This window comes from Veillonella parvula (genome assembly GCF_040097785.1).
GTDB lineage: Bacteria > Bacillota > Negativicutes > Veillonellales > Veillonellaceae > Veillonella > Veillonella parvula_D.
On record NZ_JBBNNS010000001.1, the window covers coordinates 155,106 to 177,566 of the forward strand.

Below are 22,461 nucleotides of genomic sequence, written 5' to 3' on the forward strand. Positions count from 1 at the left end.
GAAATGTAACTAGTTATAACTGTTCTATAGAATACGTGATATAATGAAGCTAGTCTTTTTTATACGAGGTATATATGAGTAAAAGAAATTTAAAACCTTCTGGTGAAGGTTGGGTACAGTTAATAGCAGGCATAGGTTTTATTGTTTTATTAATTATTATAAATATTGTAGATCCTACATTTTATCCGACCATGTGGCACTTAGCAACAAGTGGCTCTATGGAAGAGGTAGCGGAGTATATTCAAAGTTTTGGCCCTATGGCCATGTTGGTGAGTATGGTCCTCGATATTTTTGTTAACGCCGTAGGCTTTTTACCGTCAATTTTCATATCTACAGCTAATGGTTTAGTATTTGGTATGTGGCCAGGGATCATTATTTCTTGGTTGGCTGAAACAATTGGTGTAGTCATTAGCTTTTATATTATGCGTTACTTCTTACGTGATACAGCGGACAAGTTGATTGCTAAGAGTACGGTATTGATGAAAGTAGATGATTTTTCCGGTAAAAATGGTTTTGTGGTCATGTTATTTGCACGATCCTTACCGTATTTTCCATCTGGAGTCATTACCGCCTTAGGGGCCATTAGTAAAATCAAACCTAGAGATTATATATTGGCAAACTTGATTGGTAAATTTCCATCTACGGCTTTAGAAGTAGCTATTGGTACAGATATTGTAAATTTCCAAGAAAATATGGGACGATTAGGAATTATTGTTCTTGTTGCAGGTGTTGTATACTTCATTCTTTGGAAAGTATATAAGAACTATATTAATAAGAAAAATGCGGAACAAGAGCATGATCCTAATGCGTAATATAAAGTCTAATTAGGTAAGCCATTACAAAATAACTAATTAACTATAGGCTGCTTACGTTTTAATAATGTAATATTCTTAATTCTTGATGTTAGTAATATTTTCTACTTAGAAGTGTTTTCTACATAGTATATATGAAAGAGGCGATAGTATGAGCTTTTCTCTTCCTGAACGTGTAACCTTAAAAGGTCCTAATTTTATTCGTGAAGTATTTGAACGTGGTGTAGGCGTGGAAGGCTTTATTAGCTTTGGTATTGGTAATCCTGCGCCAGAAGCGATACCGGTAGAGGTCATCGAAAGGGCTTTTGATGAAGTTGTGCATTCTAATCCTATGAGCCTTTTACAATATGGTCCAATGCAAGGTGATGCACATTTAGCAGAACTTACGTTAGAACGTTTAGTACAAACTCATAAGATGAATTCGGAAGGACAAGGTCTCATTATTTCCAATGGTGCAGGTCAATTATTAGGTCTTGTACCAATTACAGTTTTAGAACCAGGCGATGAAGTGTATATGGATGAATTTACTTTCACCAGTGCTATTAACTCTGTGCGCAACATGGGCGGTAAAGCAATAGGTATTAAAACTGACGAGTACGGTATGATTCCGGGTGAGTTAGAAAAAGCGGCTCAATCTGGTAAAGGTAAATATATTTATCTAATTCCCAACTTCCAGAATCCAACAGGCATTACTATGCCTTTAGAGCGCCGTAAGGAGATTTATGCTATTGCATCTAAATATGATTTATTTATCTATGAAGATGATCCATATGGTGAAATTCGTTTCGCCGGAGAATATATTCCAACGTTCAAATCCTTCGACACAGAAGATCGTGTTCTGTATGCAGGTTCTTATTCTAAAACATTATCTGCAGGCTTGCGTGTAGGCTTCTTATTTGGCCCAACTAAAGTTATTGAAGCTATCCAAGCATTAAAAAATAATACGGCCGGTCAAATGCCATTAGTAACTCAAAAGGTGGTAGCGAAGGTTCTTGATACCATTGATTACGATGCTCATTTAGATAATGTACGAAAAGTATATAAAATGAAATGTGAAGCTTTACTTAACGCTTTTAAAAAGTATGCGAGTTCTAAAGTTCATTTGACACAACCTACAGGTGGTATGTTTGCATGGATGACGATGCCTGAGGATGTAGATTGTGATGTATTCTTTGAAACTTGTATGGACCGCAATGTTGGGATTATTAAATGTGGTGCCTTTGCAGCAGATGGAGCAGGAGCAGGTCATGCATTTCGTTTGAGCTATACGGTACCAACAGTAGAGGAAATTACAAAGGGGATGGAAATTCTCGGCGGGTTAACTAAAGAATTTTGTGGTGAGTAATATATTGATAATTTTTGATATAACGTGATACAATGTAGGCGTAGATACATTGTGTTTACCATATAAAAAAGTTTTTAATATAGATGTGAGGTATAGCCTCAAAGAAAGTAGGTGTTTACTATGGGTTGCGGTAGCAGCAGTGATTGTGGCGGATGCCCATCTCAATCTTCTGGTTGCGGTGGTGGCGCGTCTCAACAACCTCAAGATCTTACAGCTCAATTACACGAGCTTAGTTCTGTTAAACATGTAATTGGTGTAGTATCTGGCAAAGGTGGCGTAGGTAAATCCTCCGTTACCAGCTTGATGGCCATTACAATGGCGCGTAAAGGTTACAAAGTAGGTATCCTCGATGCGGATATTACAGGTCCTTCTATTCCTAAGATGTTTGGCATTAAGGAAAAGGCATATGCTGACGAAATCGGTATGTATCCTGTAAAATCTAAAGGCGGTATTGACGTTATGTCTGTTAACCTCCTTTTGGAAAACGATACAGATCCTGTTTTATGGCGTGGTCCTATTTTAGGTAATGTAGTAAAACAATTTTATACAGATGTTATTTGGAAAGACATCGATTATTTATTTGTTGATATGCCACCGGGAACAGGTGACGTAGCGATTACTGTATATCAATCCTTGAAATTGGACGGTATTATTATCGTTACATCTCCTCAAGACTTGGTATCCATGATTGTTGAAAAAGCAGTTAAAATGGCTGATTTAATGCAAGTGCCTATTATTGGTGTGGTGGAAAACTACTCTTACTTCCATTGCCCAGATAACGGTAAGGATTATCAAATTTTTGGTGAAAGCCACATCGAAGAAATCCTTCAAAAATACGGTCTATTATTGTTGAACCGTTTACCAATTGACCCAACTATTGCAAACCTTTGCGATAAAGGTGATATTGAGTCTATCGAAAAAACAAATTTAGAGGACGTATCTCTACCTGAATAGGATTCATATGATGATGAAAGCTGTGTATTTATAAATGCACAGCTTTTTATCACATCTTTTTATGGTGAATTATGTTATATTTATGGTAGGAAGATAGAATTATATCTTTAATTCTCTTACTACAGATATGCTGAACATAGTTAGTATAGATTTTTATTTTTCTTAACATGATACTATAGGGTGTATTGGCATATATTGGTTTAATTTTAATGTTTTCCTATGTAGGACGTATGTGTATGAAAAAACTATTGAACTGGATCATTCCAGCAGCCTTTGGTTTAGGTCTGTGGTTTGTTCCAACTCCAGAGGGATTAACTCCTCAGTCATGGCATTTATTTGCAATCTTTGTAGCTACTATCGTAGGCTTCATTACTCAGCCGTTACCGATTGGTGGCGTATCTATCGTTGTTATTACTGTTGCTGCATTGACAGGCACATTAAAGATTAGTGAAGGTATTTCAGGTTTTGCTAACTCTGCAATCTGGCTAATTGTAGGTGCTTTCTTATTCTCTCGTGGCTTTATTAAAACTGGTTTGGGGAAACGTATTGCTTATAATTTGATTTCTGCTTTTGGTAGTAGCTCCTTGCGTTTGGCCTATGCATTGGCTTTGTCTGATTTGATTTTAGCTCCCGCAACACCATCTAACACAGCTCGTGTAGGCGGTGTAATCATGCCAATTACAACTAGCTTAGCAAAAGCTTTCGGTTCTGAACCACAAGATGGACCTCGTAAAATTGGTTCTTTCTTGATGCAATCAATTTACCAAGTAAATACGATTACATCTGCGATGTTCCAAACATCCATGGCTGGTAATACATTGGTTGCAGCATTAGCGCTTCAATCTTTTGGTATTGGTATTACATGGGGCGACTGGGCTATGGCAGCTATCGTACCTGGTATTATTGCATTGATTATTATGCCGTATTTCATTTATAAAGTATATCCACCGGAAATCAAAGATGCTCGTGAAGCTCAACAAATGATTCGTGAAGAGTTAAAAGGTCTTGGCAAGATTTCTTTCCAAGAATGGGTAATGCTTGGCGTATTTATTTTAGCATTAGTATTGTGGGCTACGTCTCAATTTACAAAACTTGATGCTACAACTGTTGCATTCTTAGGTATTTCTATTTTACTTGCTACAGGCGTTCTAATTTGGGACGATGTTAAGAGTGAAAAGGGTGCTTGGGATACATTGGTTTGGATGGGTACATTGATGGGCTTTGCCGGATTCCTTTCCAAATTGGGCTTTATCAAATGGGCTACAGTTCAAGTGGGTGGTTATATTCCAGAAGGCTCTTGGGTAATTGCCTTTGTTGTAGCTGTTCTTGTTAATACATATGCTCACTATGTATTTGCATCCTTAACAGCACATATTTCTGCGATGTTCGTAGCATTCTCTGCAATCGCTATTTCTGCAGGTGCCCCACCTATGTTGACATTGTTGATGATTGCATTCACATCTAACTTGTGTATGTCTTTGACTCACTATGCAGCAGGTCCATCTCCAGTAATCTTTAATACTGGTTATGTTCCTCAAAATATATGGTGGAAACTTGGTTTCTTCACATCTGTAATCAACTTAATTATCTTCATGGGTCTTGGCTCTGTATGGATGAAGTTGATTGGTATGTGGTAAAATTTAGTACTGACAATTTTATAGGATTGTAATGGCATGTACTTTAAACCTATTAGACTTAGTGTACTATGCATTTACATCGTATATAAAAAGCCGTCCCGATAGGGGCGGCTTTTTGTGATAAAATATGAGTAGTTAATAGATAATTAATGTAAATATTGTAAAATAATATACATAATAAATTATTCAAGCTAATTGTACAAATTTTATATGATTTGTGCATAGGAGGGACCTATGAAGTTTGATAATGAACAATTATTAAAGTATATTGGCGCTTGTACATCTCCGTATCACACAGTAGATACAAGTTTACAAATGCTATTGGACTCAGGATTTACAGAGCTCAGTTTAGAAGATGAGTGGCAGTTAGACTCTGGTTCTTATGTAGTTAACGTGTTCGGCACCACCTTATTTGCCTTTCATATAGGGAAGAAACCAGAACATACATTACGTATTGCGTCGGCTCATACAGATTTTCCTGCTATTCGTGTTAAACCAAACCCTATAACCTCTATGAAAGGATACACAAAGTTAAATGTAGAAATGTATGGCGGTCTTATAGAAAATACATGGCTTGATCGTCCATTAGGTGCAGCAGGTACGGTTGTGTTAAAAGGAAAAAATGCCTTTGACGTAGATTCTGTTCTAGTCGATACAAAACGGCCTATCGCTATTGTTCCAAACCTAGCTATTCATATGAATCGCTCTGTTAATGATGGGGTTAAACTAAATCGTCAAAAAGAAATGCTTCCTATATTGATGATGGAACGTAATAATGAAGATAATCCTACAAAACCTTTAAATAATAGAAATAATCCAAGTTTATTTTCAGAATCAGATACTCAATACGATGAGTGGACAAAGTTTTTAGCTGATGAAGTAGATTGCGATCCTTCCGAAATATTATCTTATGAAATGACTTTATATCCTACGGAACAAGGCTGTGTACTCGGTACGGAAGGTGATTTCATTAGCTCACCTCGTTTAGATAATTTAACATCTTGCTTTAGTGTATTATCTGGTATTATTCAAGCCAAAAAAATGAATGTTAATGGTGTTCGCTGTGCTATACTCTTTGATAACGAAGAGGTGGGCAGTCGTACGAAACAAGGTGGGGCTGGCATGATATTACCAAATCTCGTTAAACGCGTGTATGACGCATTAGGATATTCTAATCAAGAGATGGACAGCTTTATCTCTAAAGGCTTTATGATTTCCTCCGATGTAGCACACGGATTACACCCAAACTATCCAGAGAAAAATGACATTACGAATATTCCTGTACTTAATAAAGGGCTATCCCTTAAGATTGCATGTAGCCAATCTTACGCTGGGGATGCTAAGGCCATTGCTATCGTTAAAGGCCTTTGTGAAGAAGCGGATGCACAGTATCAGATTTATGTAAATCGTTCGGATATTCCAGGTGGATCTACAGTAGGTTCCATTTCATCAGCTATGTTACCAATGCGTACTATTGATGTAGGCTTGCCTCTTTTAGCAATGCATTCAGCTAGAGAATTGATGGGGGCAGCTGATCAAGAGCAATTAAATCGATTAATGAATCATTTTCTAGGTGGTAAGTAATATAAAATGGAATTTATTCGATGTGCATTATTGAAAGACATATGATTTTTTGTAATGAACAGTAAAAAATATATTTTATACTTTCATAATTGGTATAATCCTTTAAATATAATGAAAATATTGTATAATAAGTATATATTATTATGAATATAAAACCTCATCATAAATTTTGATGAGGCTTTCCTCAATATTGATTTATCTATAAGTATAGGAAATATTCATATATTAATAAAAATGAAAGCTGATAGTTCACATTTGTGGAAGCTAGTAGGAGGCAATACATGAGAAAAATTAAATCCGTATTGGTTGCCAACCGTGGAGAAATTGCGATCCGCGTGTTCCGTGCATGTAATGAAATGGGAATTAAAACTGTAGCCATTTACTCTAAAGAGGATACATTATCCTTGCACCGTAACCAAGCCGATGAAGCCTATCTCGTAGGGGAAGGTAAAAAACCAGTTGACGCATATCTTGATATTGAAGATATCATCCGTATTGCAAAAGAACATGACATCGATGCTATCCATCCAGGTTATGGCTTCTTATCTGAAAATGAAGGCTTTGCTCGTCGTTGTGAAGAAGAAGGAATTATCTTTATTGGGCCTAAAATCAAGCATTTGAATATGTTTGGTGATAAAGTAAATGCTCGTGAGCAAGCTAAATTAGCAAAAATTCCGATGATCCCAGGTTCTGATGGGGCTTTAAAAGATTATGCTCAACTAGAAGAATTTGCTGATACACATGGTTTTCCATTGATGATTAAAGCCGTTAATGGCGGCGGCGGTCGTGGTATGCGTGAAGTTCATCATAAAGAAGATCTTCGAGATGCATATGATCGTGCTAAATCTGAAGCGAAAGCTGCGTTTGGCGATGATGATGTATATGTAGAAAAACTTATCGTAGAGCCTAAACATATTGAAGTTCAAATCTTAGGTGATGAACATGGCAATGTAGTTCATTTGCATGAACGTGATTGCTCTGTTCAACGTCGTCACCAAAAAGTAGTTGAAATGGCGCCAGCCTTTGCGTTATCATTAGAAACTCGTAAAGCTGTATGTGATGCTGCCGTTAAAATCATGAAAAATGTTGGCTACGTGAATGCAGGTACTGTAGAATTTTTGGTAACTGCTGATGGTAGCTTCTACTTTATCGAAGTTAATCCACGTATTCAAGTAGAGCATACTGTAACAGAAATGATTACAGATATTGACATTGTTCATGCTCAAATTAGAATCGCTGAAGGCTTTAGTTTACATAGCCCTGAAGTAGGTATTCCTGAGCAGGATAAAATTCCTTGTAAAGGCACTGCTATCCAATGTCGTATTACCACAGAAGATCCTAAAAACAACTTTATGCCTGATACCGGTAAAATCTTAGCGTACCGTAGCTCTGGTGGTTTTGGTATCCGTCTTGATTCTGGTAATGCTTTTACAGGTGCCGTTGTAACACCTTACTATGACTCCTTGCTTGTGAAAGCGACAGCATTTGGTCCTAACAACGAAGAAACTATTCGTAAAATGCTTCGTTGCTTAAAAGAGTTCCGTATTCGCGGTGTAAAAACAAATATTCACTTCTTGATTAATGTATTGGAACATCCTGAATTCCAAAGTGGTTCTTACAATGTAAACTTCATTGAAGAACATCCTGAATTATTCGAATTGAAACCAGATCGTGACCGTGGTACTAAATTATTACGTTACATTGCTGATGTTACAATTAATGGCTATTCTGGTGCAGGGGCTCAAGAGGTTCCTGACTTTGAACCGATTCAAATGCCATCTACTTTGGATGTAAGTCCAGCATCTGGTACAAAACAAAAATTTGATGAACTTGGACCAGATAAATTCAGTAAATGGTTATCGGAACAAAAACAAGTATTCTTCACTGATACCACTTGGCGTGATGCCCATCAATCCTTGTTTGCTACACGTCTTCGTACAATCGATATGGCTCGCGTAGCTGGTCATGCTGCAAAAGGTGTACCTAACTTATTCTCCTTAGAATGTTGGGGGGGTGCTACTTTTGACGTATCATACCGATTCTTACATGAAGATCCGTGGGAGCGTTTGCGCATGTTCCGTCGTGAAGTGCCAAATACATTGCTTCAAATGCTTCTTCGTGGTGCAAATGCCGTAGGTTACACATCGTATCCAGACAACGTAGTTCGTCAATTCATTCAACGGGCTGCTGCTAATGGTATTGATGTATTCCGCGTATTTGATAGCTTGAATAGTCTTGATAATATGCATGTTGCTATCGATGAAGTGCGTGCACAAAATAAAATAGCTGAAGTTGCATTGTGCTATACTGGCGATATCCTTGATGGTGCTCGTACAAAATACAACTTGGACTATTATGTAAATATGGCAAAAGAGCTTGAAAAAGCTGGTGCCAATATTATTGCCATTAAAGATATGGCCGGCCTTTTAAAACCACAAGCTTCTTATAACTTGGTATCTGCCTTGAAAGATGCTGTCTCTGTTCCAATTCACTTGCATACTCATGAAGGCTCCGGTAACTCTATCTATACATATGGCCGCGCTGTAGATGCTGGTGTTGATGTAATCGACTTAGCATACTCAGCATTTGCTAATGGTACTTCTCAACCTAGCATGAATTCCATGTACTATGCATTGTCTGGTCATGAACGTCAACCAGAAATGAACATTGATTACATGGAAGAAATGTCTCATTATTTTGGTAGTATCAGACCATATTACAAAGGTGTAGATAAAGCAGAAGCATATCCTAATACTGAAGTATATCAACATGAAATGCCAGGTGGACAATACTCTAACTTGCAACAACAAGCTAAAATGGTAGGGCTTGGTGATCGTTGGACAGATATTAAGAAAATGTACCACCAAGTAAACATGATGTTTGGTGATATCATTAAAGTTACACCATCCTCTAAAGTGGTAGGGGATATGACATTGTACATGGTACAAAACAACTTAACTGAAAAAGATATCTACGAAAAAGGCGATGTATTGGATTTCCCTCAATCCGTAGTTGAATTCTTTGAAGGACGTCTTGGTACTCCATATCAAGGCTTCCCTGAAAAATTACAAAAAATCATCTTGAAAGGTGCTCGCCCAATCACAGTTCGCCCTGGTGCTGTATTACCTCCAACAGATTTTGAACATATTCGTCATGAATTAAGCGAAATGGGAGCCCAAACAACTGATGAAGATATTAGTGCATATTGCTTGTATCCTAAGGTTTACCAAGATTACAATAAATTTGTAAAAGACTTTGGTGATGTATCTGTATTAGATACTCCAACATTCTTCTTTGGTATGAAACGGGGCGAAGAAATCCAAGTAACCATTGAAAAAGGTAAAACACTGATTATCAAGATGAATGGTTTCTCTGAACCTGATGAAGATGGTAACCGCATCGTATTGTTCGAGTTTAATGGTCAACCTCGTAGCATTAAGGTTCATGATAAACATGCTAAGACAACTGGTGTTGTTCGTCGCAAAGCAGATGAATCTAACCCTGGTGAAATAGGTGCTACATTGTCTGGTTCCGTTGTTAAGATCCTCATTAAGAATGGTCAATCTGTAACTAAAGGTGAACCATTGATCGTTACAGAAGCGATGAAAATGGAAACAACAATTACAGCTCCTATCGATGGTATCGTAGAAGAAATCCTTGTACGTGAAGGTAGCCGTATCGAATCTGGTGACTGCTTGCTTCGTATTGAAGATGCTTTAAAACGATAAGCTAACAATCATTTAAAATTAAAAATATTATTTCTCAAATATTTCATAAAATGAAAAATTGAAGAATAATGGAAGAATCCCTAGGAAATCCTAGGGATTCTTTGTATTTTCAAGGGTTTCATGGTACTATATAATATAGAGAAAATGGGCGTATTATGCGTTATTTTAGAATGATTAGTAGAAAAGGAGTAGTAACAGATGAGATGTCCTTATTGCCAACACACAGACACGAAGGTAACAGACTCTAGAATGACTGATGAAGGTAATAGTATTCGCCGTCGCCGTGAATGTATCAATTGTGGCCGTCGCTTTACTACCTATGAAATTATAGAAGAAGTACCACTTATGGTATTGAAGAAAAATGGACGACGTGAATTATTTGACCGCGGTAAGCTACTGAATGGGTTATTGCGCTCTTGTGATAAGCGTACAGTTCCTATGTCTGTGATGGAGCAAGTAGTTAATGATGTAGAGCGTGACATTCGGAATGAAATTAACCAAGAGGTTACAACTGATCGCATTGGTGAGCTTGTGTTACAACAACTGAAAGACATAGATCAAGTTGCATATGTTCGTTTTGCCAGTGTATATCGTAAGTTTGATAATATTGATAGCTTTATGGAAGAGTTAAAGGCTCTGAAGAAGTTAGACGCTAAAAAGCCGAAACGCAAACCTGTCGTAGAAGAATAATTGATTTTGTATTACTGATTGGTTATACATAGTTTTGAAATTAGCGATGTGTGAGGCTTTATGATAGATTTACATTGTGATACGATGATGCAATTGCTAGATCATCCTCATAGTGGTGATTTATATCGTAATACTTGGAAAATAGATATAGAAAAATTACAAAAGGCTCATAGCAAGATACAAGACTTTGCACTCTTTATTAATATGGGTGAGACGAATGACCCTTATGGTCGCTATGAAGAGATGCGTAATTTGTGTGTATCACAAATTCATAACTATGGAGAGCACATACAACATGTGCTCTCTTATCAAGATGTAGAGTCTGTATACAAGTCTGGTAAGATTGGGGCGCTCATGTCTATTGAGGAAGGTGGAGTGCTAGGTGGCGATTTAAATAAACTTAAACAAGCTTACCAAGATGGAGTCAGACTTATAACGCTAACATGGAACTATCCAAATGGACTTGGCGAGCCACACTGTGGTGAGCAACATAAAAAATTAACATCTAAAGGTGTTGAATTTGTAGAAGCTATGCAAGAGTTAGGGATAATTGTTGATTGCTCTCATCTTAATGATGCTGGTACAGAGCAACTAGGAGATATTCTAGATGTTCCTTTTATAGCATCTCATTCAAATGCACGGGAAGTTCGGGCTCATACGCGAAATTTACCAGATAATCTTATTAGACTTATTGCTAATAAGGGAGGTATTATAGGACTTAATTTTGCACAGAATTTTCTCGGTACATCGCCAATTAGTCGCATTGAAGATATTGTTAAACATGGTCTATATCTCATCGACAAGGGCGGTGAAGATGTAGTGGCATTAGGAACTGATTTTGATGGGATTCCACCCGACACAGAGATTGCAGATATGTCTCAAATGAGTCGTCTTTATGATGCTTTTAAAGAGGCAGGTTTATCTGTGGAACAATGTGAAAAGTTATTCTGGAAAAATGCAGATAGACTATTAAAGGAGATTTTATAATGACTGATTTAAATCCAATCATTGCTGATCGTTTTACAGAGCATCTTGAAGTGTTTGGTAAAACGATGGAACATATGGATACCATTCAAGAAATCGGATATCGCTGTAAAGCGGCTTTAGAAAATGGTAATAAAATTTTGTTCTGTGGTAATGGTGGCTCTGCGGCGGACTCTCAACATTTAGCAGCTGAATTGATTTGTCGCTTTAAAAAGGAACGGCGCTCTCTTGCAGGCATTGCATTAACTACTGATACATCTGCATTAACAGCTATTGCGAATGACTATGATTTTGAATCTATTTTTGCACGTCAAGTAGAGGGCTTAGGCCGTACAGGTGATGTTCTCATCGGTATTTCTACATCTGGTAACTCCAAGAATGTTGTAAAAGCTGCAGAAATGGCCCGTTCTATCGGTATGCATACCATTGCTTTCACTGGGGAAGGCGGTGGCAAACTAGCCGAACTATGTGATATTACGCTGGCTATTCCCAGTAATGTGACAGCGCGCATTCAAGAAATGCATATCTTAGCTGGGCACATTATGTGCGAAATTATTGAAGAAGATTATTAACCGATAGGTTTTTACTCATAGATACACATTGTTTCAATTAAAAATTTATTTAAATTAGGAACATATGTAATTTTGATAAGGAATAGGTGGATTATGATAAATACTACCATTAATCAATTTTTAACAAAACAACTACCGAACTTAAAGATTGCCGTTGTAGGTGATGTAATGGTAGATCGTTATGTTTTTGGTGATGTAAGTCGTATTTCTCCAGAAGCACCGGTTCCTGTAAACCGCGTGTCCAAGATGAAAGAGGTCCTTGGTGGAGCTGGTAATGTTGCATCTAATTTGTCTAATTTAGACTGTAAGGTGTATCTTGGTGCATTAGCAGGTAATGATGACCATGGCCGTTTATTACAACATTTACTTGATACTGATAAAATCGATACGACTGGTTTAATCACTAGTGATGACCGCTCTACTATTACTAAGATGCGCATCTTAGGTGATCGTCAACAAATGATGCGTCTTGATTTTGAAACGATTACAGATCTAACGTACCAAGAAGAGCAACAATTATCTAGTTGGCTTGAAAATCTATGTAAAGTTGGTATCGATGGTATTGTCGTATCCGACTATGGTAAAGGCGTTTGTACACCTACCTTATTGAAGACAATCTTTAGTTTGGCTAAGGAATATGGTGTGCAAACAATCGTAGATCCTAAGGGTGCAGACTGGTCTAAATATAATGGTGCTACATGTATTACACCGAATGTGAAAGAGCTTGGTGAATGTGTAGGCCGTAAATTAGAAAATGATGATGCTACTATCGTGGAGGCTGCTAAGTCTGTACTCGCTACTGTAGATTTAGATTATATTGTAGCTACGCGCTCTGCAAAAGGGATTACGGTTATTGCAAAGGATGGCCGTACATGGCATAATCCTGCTACTCAACAAGAGGTATTCGATGTGAGTGGTGCAGGAGATACCGTTGTATCCATGATGATGACCTGTCTTGCAAGTGGTTTATCGATGCGTTTAGCCTTGCATATCGCCAATGGTGCAGCGGGTATCGTAGTATCTAAGGTTGGTACGTATCCAATACATCGTTCTGAGCTATTAGACTTATGGCATTCCTATAAACATAGTATTCAATCTAAACCATTATATACAAAGGAAGAAATGAAAGAACTCGTTTCACAATGGCAAAGCAAAGGTGAGACAGTAGTGTTCACCAATGGTTGTTTTGACATTCTTCACCTTGGACATATCACGTATTTACAAGAGGCCGCACAGCTTGGAGACCATCTCATCATTGGTTTGAATTCAGATGCATCTGTTAAACGTCTTAAAGGCGATACTCGTCCTATCGTTAGTGAAGAGGATCGAGCAGCTTTATTGAGTGCATTGCAGTGTATTGACGGGGTTGTATTATTTGAAGAAGATACTCCTGCTGAGTTATTAGCGTACTTACGTCCTAATACTCTTGTTAAGGGCGGAGATTACAAAATCGAAGATATTATCGGACGGGAGTTCGTTGACAATGTAGAGGTTCTTTCGTTTAAAGAAGGTTACTCTACATCAGATATTGTAGGGAAAATAGCCACTATGGCTAAGGAGGGCAAATTATGATTATCGTAACAGGTGGTGCTGGTTTTATTGGCAGTAATATTGTGAAAGCACTGAATGATCGTGGTCGTACAGATATTCTCATCGTAGATGATCTTACAGATGGTCGTAAGATTCGCAATATTCAAAATCTAGAATTTCTAGATTACATCGATTGTGATGATTTTGATTGTGCTATTGCTGATGGTACATTCGATGTAGGCCCTATTGAAGTCGTATTTCATGAAGGTGCTTGTGCAGACACAATGGAATATAATGGCAAATACATGATGAAGAACAACTATGAAGGTTCTAAAAATCTATTCCATTATTGCCAAGACCGTCGCATTCCATTCATCTATGCATCCTCTGCATCTACATATGGTAATGGTACAAATGGTTTCGTAGAAAGGCCTGAAGCTGAAGAAGCACTTAATCCATATGCGTATTCTAAGCTGTTATTCGACCGTTATGTACGCAAATATGAAGGTGAATATACTGCACAAGTTGTAGGTTTGCGTTACTTTAACGTATACGGTCCAAATGAAGCTCATAAAGATAAAATGGCTTCTTTAGTACGCCAAATGTTCTACAAAAATAAAGAAATAGGTATCATTAACCTCTTTGAAGGTACGGATGGCTACGAAGATGGTGGTCAAACACGTGACTTTATCTATGTAAAAGACGTAGTTAATGTAAACTTTTATTTTTGGGAGCATCCTGAAATCTCTGGTACTTTCAACTGTGGTACAGGTAATGCTCATAGCTTTAACCAATTCATGCAAGCTGTAATTGACTACAATGGTCAAGGCAAAATTGAATATGTGCCATTCCCAGAGGTGTTAAAAGGCAAATACCAAAGCTTTACAGAGGCTGATACTACTAAATTGTTAGCAGCTGGCTATGATAAAGGGTTCCATAAAATGGAAGATGCGGTTAAAGAATACTGTGAACTATTAGATAATAATGAAGGGTATTTACGCTAATGCGCAAGGTATTATTTTTAGATCGCGATGGTGTTATTAACAAGGATGTTAGTTATCTATATAAAATCAGCGATTTAGAGTGGGTAGATGGTGCAAAAGAGGCCCTTGCTTATGCTCATAGTAAGGGCTATGATCTCATTGTAGTGACAAATCAGAGTGGTGTAGCTCGTGGTTATTATAAAGAATCTGATGTTCAGATTTTACATGACTATATGGCTCATGAACTAGATCGCAGTGGAGCACCGATTTTACATTTCTATTACTGTCCACATCATAAAGAAGGTATTGTTCCTCTCTATGCAGTAGAATGTGAATGTAGAAAGCCTAAACCTGGCATGATTAAGCAAGCTATTAAGGATTATGATGTAAATATATCAGATAGTTTTCTTATCGGTGACAGTCAACGTGATGTTGATGCAGCTGAGGCTGCTGGCATTAAGGGGTACCTATTTAAAGGTTCTAATCTATTGGATTTCATTAAAACAATAATTTAATCATTTATTCCATTTAGTCTATTTCGGAAGAATATATTTGGGTTTGTTGTGTTGTATTTGGGGAGGCTTTATGAAAGATTACAAGAATATACTCATCATCAAGATGAGTTCCTTAGGTGATGTAATTCACGCATTGCCTACCTTGTACGCTGTGCGCAAGAATTGGCCTAATGCGCGTATTACATGGGCTATTCATGAGCAATTCGCTAGCCTCTTACCTGGTACACCATGGGTTGATGATGTGATTATCATTGACAAAAAACAACTAAAGAAGCCTACGTATTTATATCAATTGCGCAAGGAGCTACATAGTCGTCATTTTGATATGACCTTAGACCTTCAATGCATCGCAAAAAGTGCTATTGTTTCTTTATTATCTGGTGCCCCTGAAAAATATGGCTACTGGGAGCTTCGTGAGGGCAGTAATCTTGTTAATAAAGCCTTAGTAGGTGAGCATAAATACGACCATGTTATCGAACGGTATCTTGATACTGTACGTGCACTTGGTGGCGAGGTAGAGGAGATTGAATTTCCTATGCCAGCTTACGTTGAGGCTGAGAAATCTATAAAACAAAAGTTGAAATGCCATGGTGTAGATGATGAATATATTGTAGTTGTACCAGGGGCACGATGGATTGTTAAGGAGTGGCCACTTCTAAATTTTGGAGAACTTTGTATTCGTTTATGTGAATCTGGTAAGAAGGTTGTTATTGCCGGTGCTCCTGATGATGTAGATAAAGGTGCTTTCATAGAAAATTATGTAAAACATAAGAATCTCATCAATTTAGTGGGATCTACAACCATGCCTGAACTCATTGAGTTGATTCGTCATTGTCAAATTTTTATTAGTGCCGATACGGGACCATTGCATATTGCAAATGCTTTGAAGCGTCCTTTAATTGCCATGTTTGGTACAACATCTCCTAAACGTACAGGCCCTTATGGTGGTAGTCATGTACATCTCATTATTTCACCTACTTCTAAGGCTACACCTGAGCAACCACTAGTAGATGATTCAGACTGTATGGCACAAATTCCTGTAGACGCGGTATGGTCAGTGTATGAACAAGTACTTGGAAAGGAACTATAATGGAACTAGATTATAAGCGCATTGTGGTAACCTTTTTAATGCATTTAGGCGATGTTATATTAACGACTCCGTTTTTAGAAGTGCTTCGCAAAGCGGCTCCTCATAGTCATATTACGTATGTAATAGATGAAAAATTACAACAAGTAATGGAATATAATCCAAATATTGATGAACTTATTGTTGTAGATAAAAAAGGGCGCCATAATAGCATCTCAGGTCTCAATGAAGTGGCTCGTGAAATCAATGCTAAGGGAAAACCTGACATTGTCATTAATTTACATCCCAATGAGCGTACTTCATATTTAGCATGGAAGATTCATGCACCTATTACAACTGGTATGAGTCATTTCCTCTTTAGACCATTCATGACAAAGTATACGCGGTTAGATCGTAAAACTCGTCATGCTGCGGATATGTACATTAATGTACTAGAGCAATTAGGTGTAACAGATACTTCTAACTCTGGTTTACATATTGAGACCTGTGAAGAATGGTGTCGTCAGGCTCGAGAGTTTTATTCTGGTCACGGATTAACTGATACTGATATACTCATTGGATTTAATATCGGTAGCGCCGTTCCTGAGAAACGTTGGCCAGCTGAACGATTTGCTCATGTAGCAGATTACTTTGGTCGTTTAGGCTATAAGACGGTTTTCTTTGGCGGACCTATGGACCTTGAAATGGTGCAGCCTGTAGTAGAACAAATGGAAACAAAGCCTATTGTGGCTACCGGAAAATTCCAGTTAGGTCCTTTGGCAGCGGCTATGAGCCGTTGTAATCTATTAATTACTAATGACTCTGGACCAATGCATGTAGGAATCAGTCAAGGTGTGCCAATTGTGGCACTGTATGGTCCATCAAATCCATTCTTTTATGGACCTTATCAAGCTCATGCTATCGTTTTAGAAACGATGGATTCTTATGAGATTGGTAAAAGCATGAAAAAAATTATTAAAGAAGGAAATTATAAAGGTTTATCTGTAATTTCTGAAGATCAGGTTATTAAAGCAGCGGAAACATTGCTTTTAGAATCGAAATAAACATATGAACTATATTGTATTTGATTTAGAATGGAATCAACCCTATAGCAATGACATTAGCTTTATGAAGCGCACAAAAATGCCGTTGACAGGGGAAATCATTCAAATCGGAGCGGTAAAACTGAATGAAAAGATGGACATTATAGATCATTTTACGATGTTCATCAAACCTCAATATCTGACACGGATGCATAAACATGTGCGCGAGTTGACAGGGATAACTACCCATGAGCTCAATCATGGTGTGCCATTCAAGACGGCTATGCAGTACTTTCAAAAATGGTGTGGTGATGAATATATGCTGCTTTCTTGGGGATCAGACGATATTCTTATCCTTCGAGAAAATCTTATGCTTCATAAGATGAAAGCATTATCTTATGATCAATGGGTAGATGCGCAAATGATTTATTCTTATCAACGCTATGGAACAAGTCAACAGTATTCTGTGGCGCATGCTATGGAGGATCTCAATATATCGACGGAGCATTTATCTGCTCATAATGCCTTGCATGATGCAGTTTTTACAGCTCACATTTGTCAGACTTTAGATATTGCACAAGGAATTCTGCATTATGATCTAATTCGCAAGGAAAGTAGTAATCCTTTCCTATATCCTCCTATTCTTACCTTTTTTATGTATGAAAATTTTTCTGAGAAAAAACGTATTGTTCATGATAGAAGAGTACGTATGTCCTTCTGTCCGTACTGTCAAACACGTTTAGAAACGACAAGACCTGAACGATTACAAGGGGATAAGCACCTAGCCATTGGAGTATGTCCTAAACATGGCGATTTTGCGGTGCAACTTAAAGTTGGAAAGTATACGATTAAGTCCGGCAGTAGTAAATTCTATGTTACTAAGGTACTGACCCATTGTACGGATGAAATTCGTTCTCTATATACTCAGAAGTCTGAAATCAATCGCGAAAAAGAGCGAAAATATTTAGAGTATCGTAAGGCGGAACAAGAAAAAGTCCGCCAAAAATAGTTATGTAAATTCAAGTTCGTTTTCTGAACTGTACTATATATTAGGATATGAACTTTTAGAAAGGATAGATTATGGAACGTAAATATGCATGGCATAATTATGATGATGCCACTATGGAAAAGGTATATGCTTTAAGTGATACATATCGTCAATTTTTAGATAATGGTAAAACAGAACGTGAATGCGTTGTGCAAGCTGTAGAATTTGCAGAAGCAAAGGGCTATGTAAATCTAAATGACATTATTAAAAGCAATACGTCAATTAAAGCTGGTGATAAGATTTATTACACACATATGGATAAATCTATTGCTTTATTTAATATTGGTACTGATGATATTGAATTGGGTATGAATATTTTAGGTGCTCATATTGATTCTCCACGCATCGATGTAAAGCAAAATCCACAATATGAGGATAGTAATTTAGTATTTTGGGATACTCATTATTATGGAGGTATTAAAAAATATCATTGGGTAGCTATGCCTCTTGCTATTCATGGCGTTGTGGTAAAAACAGATGGTACTCGTATCAATATTAATATTGGTGATAAGGAAAGCGATCCTGTATTCTGTATTACTGACTTGTTGCCTCATTTGGGACAAGAACAAATGCAAAAAAATGCAGCTAAAGTAATTGAAGGGGAAGCTCTTGATTTACTCATCGGTAGCCGTCCAGTTAAAGACGAAGAAAAAGAAGGGGTTACTAAATTTATTAATAGCCTTCTTGAAAAAGAGTATGGATTTATTGAACGTGACTTATTGTCTGCAGAACTAGAAATTGTACCAGCTGGTAAAGCACGTGATATGGGCTTTGATCGTTCCATGGTAATGGCGTATGGCCAAGATGATCGCGTGTGTGCCTACACATCCTTGGTAGCAATGCTTGAAGTGGATAATGTAAAGCGTACTACTTGTTGCTTACTTGTAGATAAAGAGGAAATTGGTTCTGTAGGTGCTACAGGTATGCAATCACGCTTCTTTGAAAATGCAGTGGCTGAAATTTTAACACTTATGGGTAAACCTAATTCTGTAAGTGTACGTCGTACGTTGGAGAAATCTCGTATGTTATCCTCCGATGTAAGTGCAGGCTATGATCCGCTTTATGCATCGGCGTATGAAAAGAAAAATGCTTCTTACCTTGGTATGGGTGTAGTATTTAATAAATTTACTGGCTCTCGTGGTAAAGCTGGTTCTAATGATGCGAATGCTGAGTATATGGGCTTTATCCGTCGTGTCATGGAATCTAACAATGTAACATACCAAACAGCAGAGCTCGGTAAGGTTGATTTAGGTGGTGGTGGCACCATTGCGTACATCATGGCTCTTTATGGTATGAATGTCATCGACTGTGGTGTAGCCGTTCTTAGCATGCATGCTCCTTGGGAGGTTACATCTAAGGCTGATATTTACGAGGCTAAACAATGCTATGTGGCGTTCTTAAATGCAGCTGATGAATCAATCTAAGATAATGGGGCTTTCACCAATGGTAAAAGTCCATTCTTTGTGAGGTGTATATGAAGCAAACAGAATTAGGCGCAGCTATAGAGTCTGCGAAAGGAGAGGCTACAGAGGTCAAGACTGTAAAGGTAGATATTTTTGACATCCCTGAAACGAAGGTTGAAGAATATATTGCTAATCGTGAAGAGGTAGCAGAAGCAGCAGCGCAGGTTATGAAATCATACTGTGTTACTGTAAAACGTGAAACCTTAGATCCTGAAGAAGGGGAAGCAGTGGTTGGTTACTATATAACGGGTAAAATTCTAATGTGCGTCATATTGGATCCATTTGAAGTGCCTGTTATGAAGGTAGCTCTCGACAAAGGGACTCTTAAGGACTATATTTTGGCAGCTAATGATCTAACAGAAGACATGTTAGCGTCTCTTGAAAAGTAAAAGGATTTCGTATTTTAATGTGTTCTATAAATGGACAAATGTAAAATACTTTAACCTGCTACATTGATGTAGTAAAGAAATTTGTTTATAATAGATGTATTATAGTCATTGCAGATAGGAAGGAAATCCCCATGAACTTGAAAAAAGGTATTGCCCTAGCGCTCACGGCGGCAGCATTGTTGGCGTTTACAGGCTGTGGCTCAAATGGAACTACATCGAATGGTGAATATAAAGTTGGTGTTGTACAGCTGGTAGAACATCCTGCACTAGATGCGGCAAATAAGGGCTTTGTTGATGCGCTAAAAGAAAAAGGTTTGGCAGAAAAGATTACTTTTGATCAACAAAATGCGCAAGCTGATCAATCTAATTTGAATAGTATTGCACAGCGTTTTGTATCCGATCGGAAAAACTTGATTTTAGCAATTGCTACGCCAGCGGCTCAATCCATGGCGAATGCAACTCATGATATTCCAATCTTAGGTACAGCAATTACTGATTACGAGGCAGCTAAACTTGTTAAATCCAATCAAAAACCTGGTGGTAATGTATCTGGTACGTCTGACATGAATCCAGTAGAGCAACAAGTAGATCTAATTTTACGAGTAATGCCAAATGCGAAAACAATTGGTACTATCTATAGCTCAAGCGAAGTAAACTCTCAAATTCAAGTGGAGAAGATGAAAGCTTATGCAGCTACAAAGGGTATTAAAGTTGAAGAAGTTACAGTTTCCAATGTAAACGATATTCAACAAGCGACACAAAACCTAGTATCTCAACGTGTGGATGCAGTTTATGTGCCAACAGATAATGTGGTAGCTTCTGCGATGAGCAATCTTGTAGCTATTACCGATCCAGCAAAAATTCCTGTGTTTGGCGGTGAAGATAACCACATAAAAGGTGGGGCAGTTATGTCCTTGTCTGTAGATTACTACAAACTTGGTTACCAGACTGGTTTGATGGCAGCTAAAATTCTAACTGGCGAAGCTAAAGTTGAAGATATGCCTATCGAAATGCAGAAAGAATTTAAATTAGTTGTGGGAAAAGATAAATTAGAAAAATTGGGCATCACCTTACCAGAGGATTTGATGAACAAGGCGACTATGATTTAATACATAACTGGTAAGGAGTTATACATGAACTGGAAAAAAAGTATTGCAGTGGCACTTAGTGCCATTGCTGTTATGGCAATGGTAGGCGGTTGTGGTTCCAATACTGCAACTAATGACCAAAAGAAAATTGGTGTTATTCAATTAGTAGAACATCCATCTCTTGATGCTGCTAATAAAGGTTTCGTAGATGGTTTAGCAGCTAAAGGATTTAAGGATGGTCAAAACATTAAAATTGACCAACAAAATGCACAGGCCGATCAATCTAATCTAAATAGTATTGCACAACGTTTCGTATCTGATAAAAAAGATTTAGTATTAGCTATTGCAACGCCTGCGGCTCAGACGATGGCAAATGCTTCTCATGACATGCCAATCATGGGTACAGCTATTACAGATTACGTGACAGCTAAACTCGTTCAATCTAACGAACACCCTGGTGGTAATGTATCTGGTACATCTGATATGACACCTGTTGAAAAAGAGGTTGATCTTATCATAGCATTAGTACCGAATGTAAAGCGCATTGGTGCCATTTATACATCCTCTGAAATCAACTCCCAATTGCAAGTTGAAAAAATGAAAGCGTATGCTGCTACAAAAGGTATTACTGTTGTAGAGGCAACTGTTTCCAATGTAAATGATATCCAACAAGCGGCTACAAATCTTGTGAACCAAGATGTACAAGCTATCTATACGCCAACAGATAATGTATTGGCATCTGCTATGGCTAACTTAGCACAAATTACAGATGCTGCTAAAATTCCAGTATTTGCTGCCGATGAAGGTATGACAATGACTGGTGGTGTAGCAACTTATTCTGTTGATTACTATCAATTGGGTTATCAAACAGGTTTAATGGCTGCTAAAGTTCTTGCAGGAGAAGCAAAAATTGCAGACTTAGCTATTGAGACACAAAAAGAGATTAAGTTAACTGTTAACGAAGAACGTGCTAAAAAATTAGGTATTACGATTCCTGAAGCTCTTCGTAAAGATATGAAACAATAGAGGA

At 37.6% G+C, this 22,461-nt stretch carries 19 protein-coding genes; all 19 read left to right on the top strand.

Annotated elements, in window-relative coordinates; translation table 11 throughout:
* Positions 1 to 74: 74 nt before the first annotated feature.
* The 19 genes from AAA071_RS00690 to AAA071_RS00780 all read left to right on the top strand — a co-directional run bounded on the left by AAA071_RS00690 (position 75) and on the right by AAA071_RS00780 (position 22,457).
* Positions 75 to 812, top strand: coding sequence for a TVP38/TMEM64 family protein (locus AAA071_RS00690; protein WP_004692970.1), 738 nt, complete (start codon positions 75 to 77; stop codon positions 810 to 812).
* A 151-nt stretch (positions 813 to 963) separates the two neighbouring features.
* The gene (locus tag AAA071_RS00695; RefSeq protein ID WP_008600722.1) at positions 964 to 2,157 is read left to right on the top strand and encodes an aminotransferase-like domain-containing protein; all 1,194 of its coding nucleotides are present in this window, start codon (positions 964 to 966) and stop codon (positions 2,155 to 2,157) included.
* A gap of 120 nt (positions 2,158 to 2,277) precedes the next feature.
* Positions 2,278 to 3,111, top strand: coding sequence for an Mrp/NBP35 family ATP-binding protein (locus AAA071_RS00700; protein ID WP_004697392.1), 834 nt, complete (start codon positions 2,278 to 2,280; stop codon positions 3,109 to 3,111).
* Positions 3,112 to 3,347: 236 nt separating this feature from the next.
* Positions 3,348 to 4,748 (top strand): anion permease, encoded by a 1,401-nt coding sequence (locus AAA071_RS00705; protein ID WP_008600725.1) that lies wholly within the window; start codon positions 3,348 to 3,350, stop codon positions 4,746 to 4,748.
* A 234-nt stretch (positions 4,749 to 4,982) separates the two neighbouring features.
* Entirely contained in the window at positions 4,983 to 6,332 is a 1,350-nt protein-coding gene (locus tag AAA071_RS00710) for a M18 family aminopeptidase (protein ID WP_008600727.1), read from the top strand.
* 281 nt (positions 6,333 to 6,613) lie between these two features.
* Positions 6,614 to 10,060, top strand: a complete 3,447-nt coding sequence (locus tag AAA071_RS00715) for a pyruvate carboxylase (protein ID WP_008600728.1) — start codon at positions 6,614 to 6,616, stop codon at positions 10,058 to 10,060.
* A 198-nt stretch (positions 10,061 to 10,258) separates the two neighbouring features.
* Positions 10,259 to 10,750, top strand: a complete 492-nt coding sequence (gene nrdR / locus AAA071_RS00720) for a transcriptional regulator NrdR (protein ID WP_349233996.1) — start codon at positions 10,259 to 10,261, stop codon at positions 10,748 to 10,750.
* 60 nt (positions 10,751 to 10,810) lie between these two features.
* Positions 10,811 to 11,737: a dipeptidase gene (locus AAA071_RS00725; protein WP_205112322.1), complete on the top strand. Its 927-nt coding sequence runs from the start codon at positions 10,811 to 10,813 to the stop codon at positions 11,735 to 11,737.
* The gene (gene gmhA, locus AAA071_RS00730; RefSeq protein WP_349233997.1) at positions 11,737 to 12,306 is read left to right on the top strand and encodes a D-sedoheptulose 7-phosphate isomerase; all 570 of its coding nucleotides are present in this window, start codon (positions 11,737 to 11,739) and stop codon (positions 12,304 to 12,306) included. Before AAA071_RS00725 ends, gmhA begins: the two co-directional genes overlap by 1 nt.
* Before the next feature lie 93 nt (positions 12,307 to 12,399).
* The gene (rfaE1, locus tag AAA071_RS00735; protein WP_316581442.1) at positions 12,400 to 13,878 is read left to right on the top strand and encodes a D-glycero-beta-D-manno-heptose-7-phosphate kinase; all 1,479 of its coding nucleotides are present in this window, start codon (positions 12,400 to 12,402) and stop codon (positions 13,876 to 13,878) included.
* Complete coding sequence (gene rfaD / locus AAA071_RS00740) at positions 13,875 to 14,840, top strand: ADP-glyceromanno-heptose 6-epimerase (RefSeq protein WP_316581441.1); 966 nt, start codon at positions 13,875 to 13,877, stop codon at positions 14,838 to 14,840. Before rfaE1 ends, rfaD begins: the two co-directional genes overlap by 4 nt.
* Positions 14,840 to 15,334: a D-glycero-alpha-D-manno-heptose-1,7-bisphosphate 7-phosphatase gene (locus AAA071_RS00745; RefSeq protein WP_004692981.1), complete on the top strand. Its 495-nt coding sequence runs from the start codon at positions 14,840 to 14,842 to the stop codon at positions 15,332 to 15,334. The genes rfaD and AAA071_RS00745 overlap by 1 nt, the downstream gene beginning before the upstream one ends.
* Before the next feature lie 70 nt (positions 15,335 to 15,404).
* Positions 15,405 to 16,424, top strand: a complete 1,020-nt coding sequence (locus tag AAA071_RS00750) for a glycosyltransferase family 9 protein (protein WP_270278836.1) — start codon at positions 15,405 to 15,407, stop codon at positions 16,422 to 16,424.
* The gene (locus AAA071_RS00755; RefSeq protein WP_349233998.1) at positions 16,424 to 17,464 is read left to right on the top strand and encodes a glycosyltransferase family 9 protein; all 1,041 of its coding nucleotides are present in this window, start codon (positions 16,424 to 16,426) and stop codon (positions 17,462 to 17,464) included. The genes AAA071_RS00750 and AAA071_RS00755 overlap by 1 nt, the downstream gene beginning before the upstream one ends.
* Before the next feature lie 4 nt (positions 17,465 to 17,468).
* On the top strand, positions 17,469 to 18,452 hold the full coding sequence (locus AAA071_RS00760) for a 3'-5' exonuclease (protein WP_316581438.1): 984 nt from the start codon (positions 17,469 to 17,471) through the stop codon (positions 18,450 to 18,452).
* A gap of 71 nt (positions 18,453 to 18,523) precedes the next feature.
* The gene (locus AAA071_RS00765; protein ID WP_004697029.1) at positions 18,524 to 19,915 is read left to right on the top strand and encodes an aminopeptidase; all 1,392 of its coding nucleotides are present in this window, start codon (positions 18,524 to 18,526) and stop codon (positions 19,913 to 19,915) included.
* Between the two features lie 50 nt (positions 19,916 to 19,965).
* The gene (locus tag AAA071_RS00770) at positions 19,966 to 20,343 is read left to right on the top strand and encodes a hypothetical protein (RefSeq protein ID WP_349233999.1); all 378 of its coding nucleotides are present in this window, start codon (positions 19,966 to 19,968) and stop codon (positions 20,341 to 20,343) included.
* 131 nt (positions 20,344 to 20,474) lie between these two features.
* Positions 20,475 to 21,452 (top strand): ABC transporter substrate-binding protein, encoded by a 978-nt coding sequence (locus AAA071_RS00775; RefSeq protein WP_349234000.1) that lies wholly within the window; start codon positions 20,475 to 20,477, stop codon positions 21,450 to 21,452.
* A 24-nt stretch (positions 21,453 to 21,476) separates the two neighbouring features.
* Positions 21,477 to 22,457: an ABC transporter substrate-binding protein gene (locus AAA071_RS00780; protein WP_012864241.1), complete on the top strand. Its 981-nt coding sequence runs from the start codon at positions 21,477 to 21,479 to the stop codon at positions 22,455 to 22,457.
* The last annotated feature ends 4 nt before the right edge of the window (positions 22,458 to 22,461 follow it).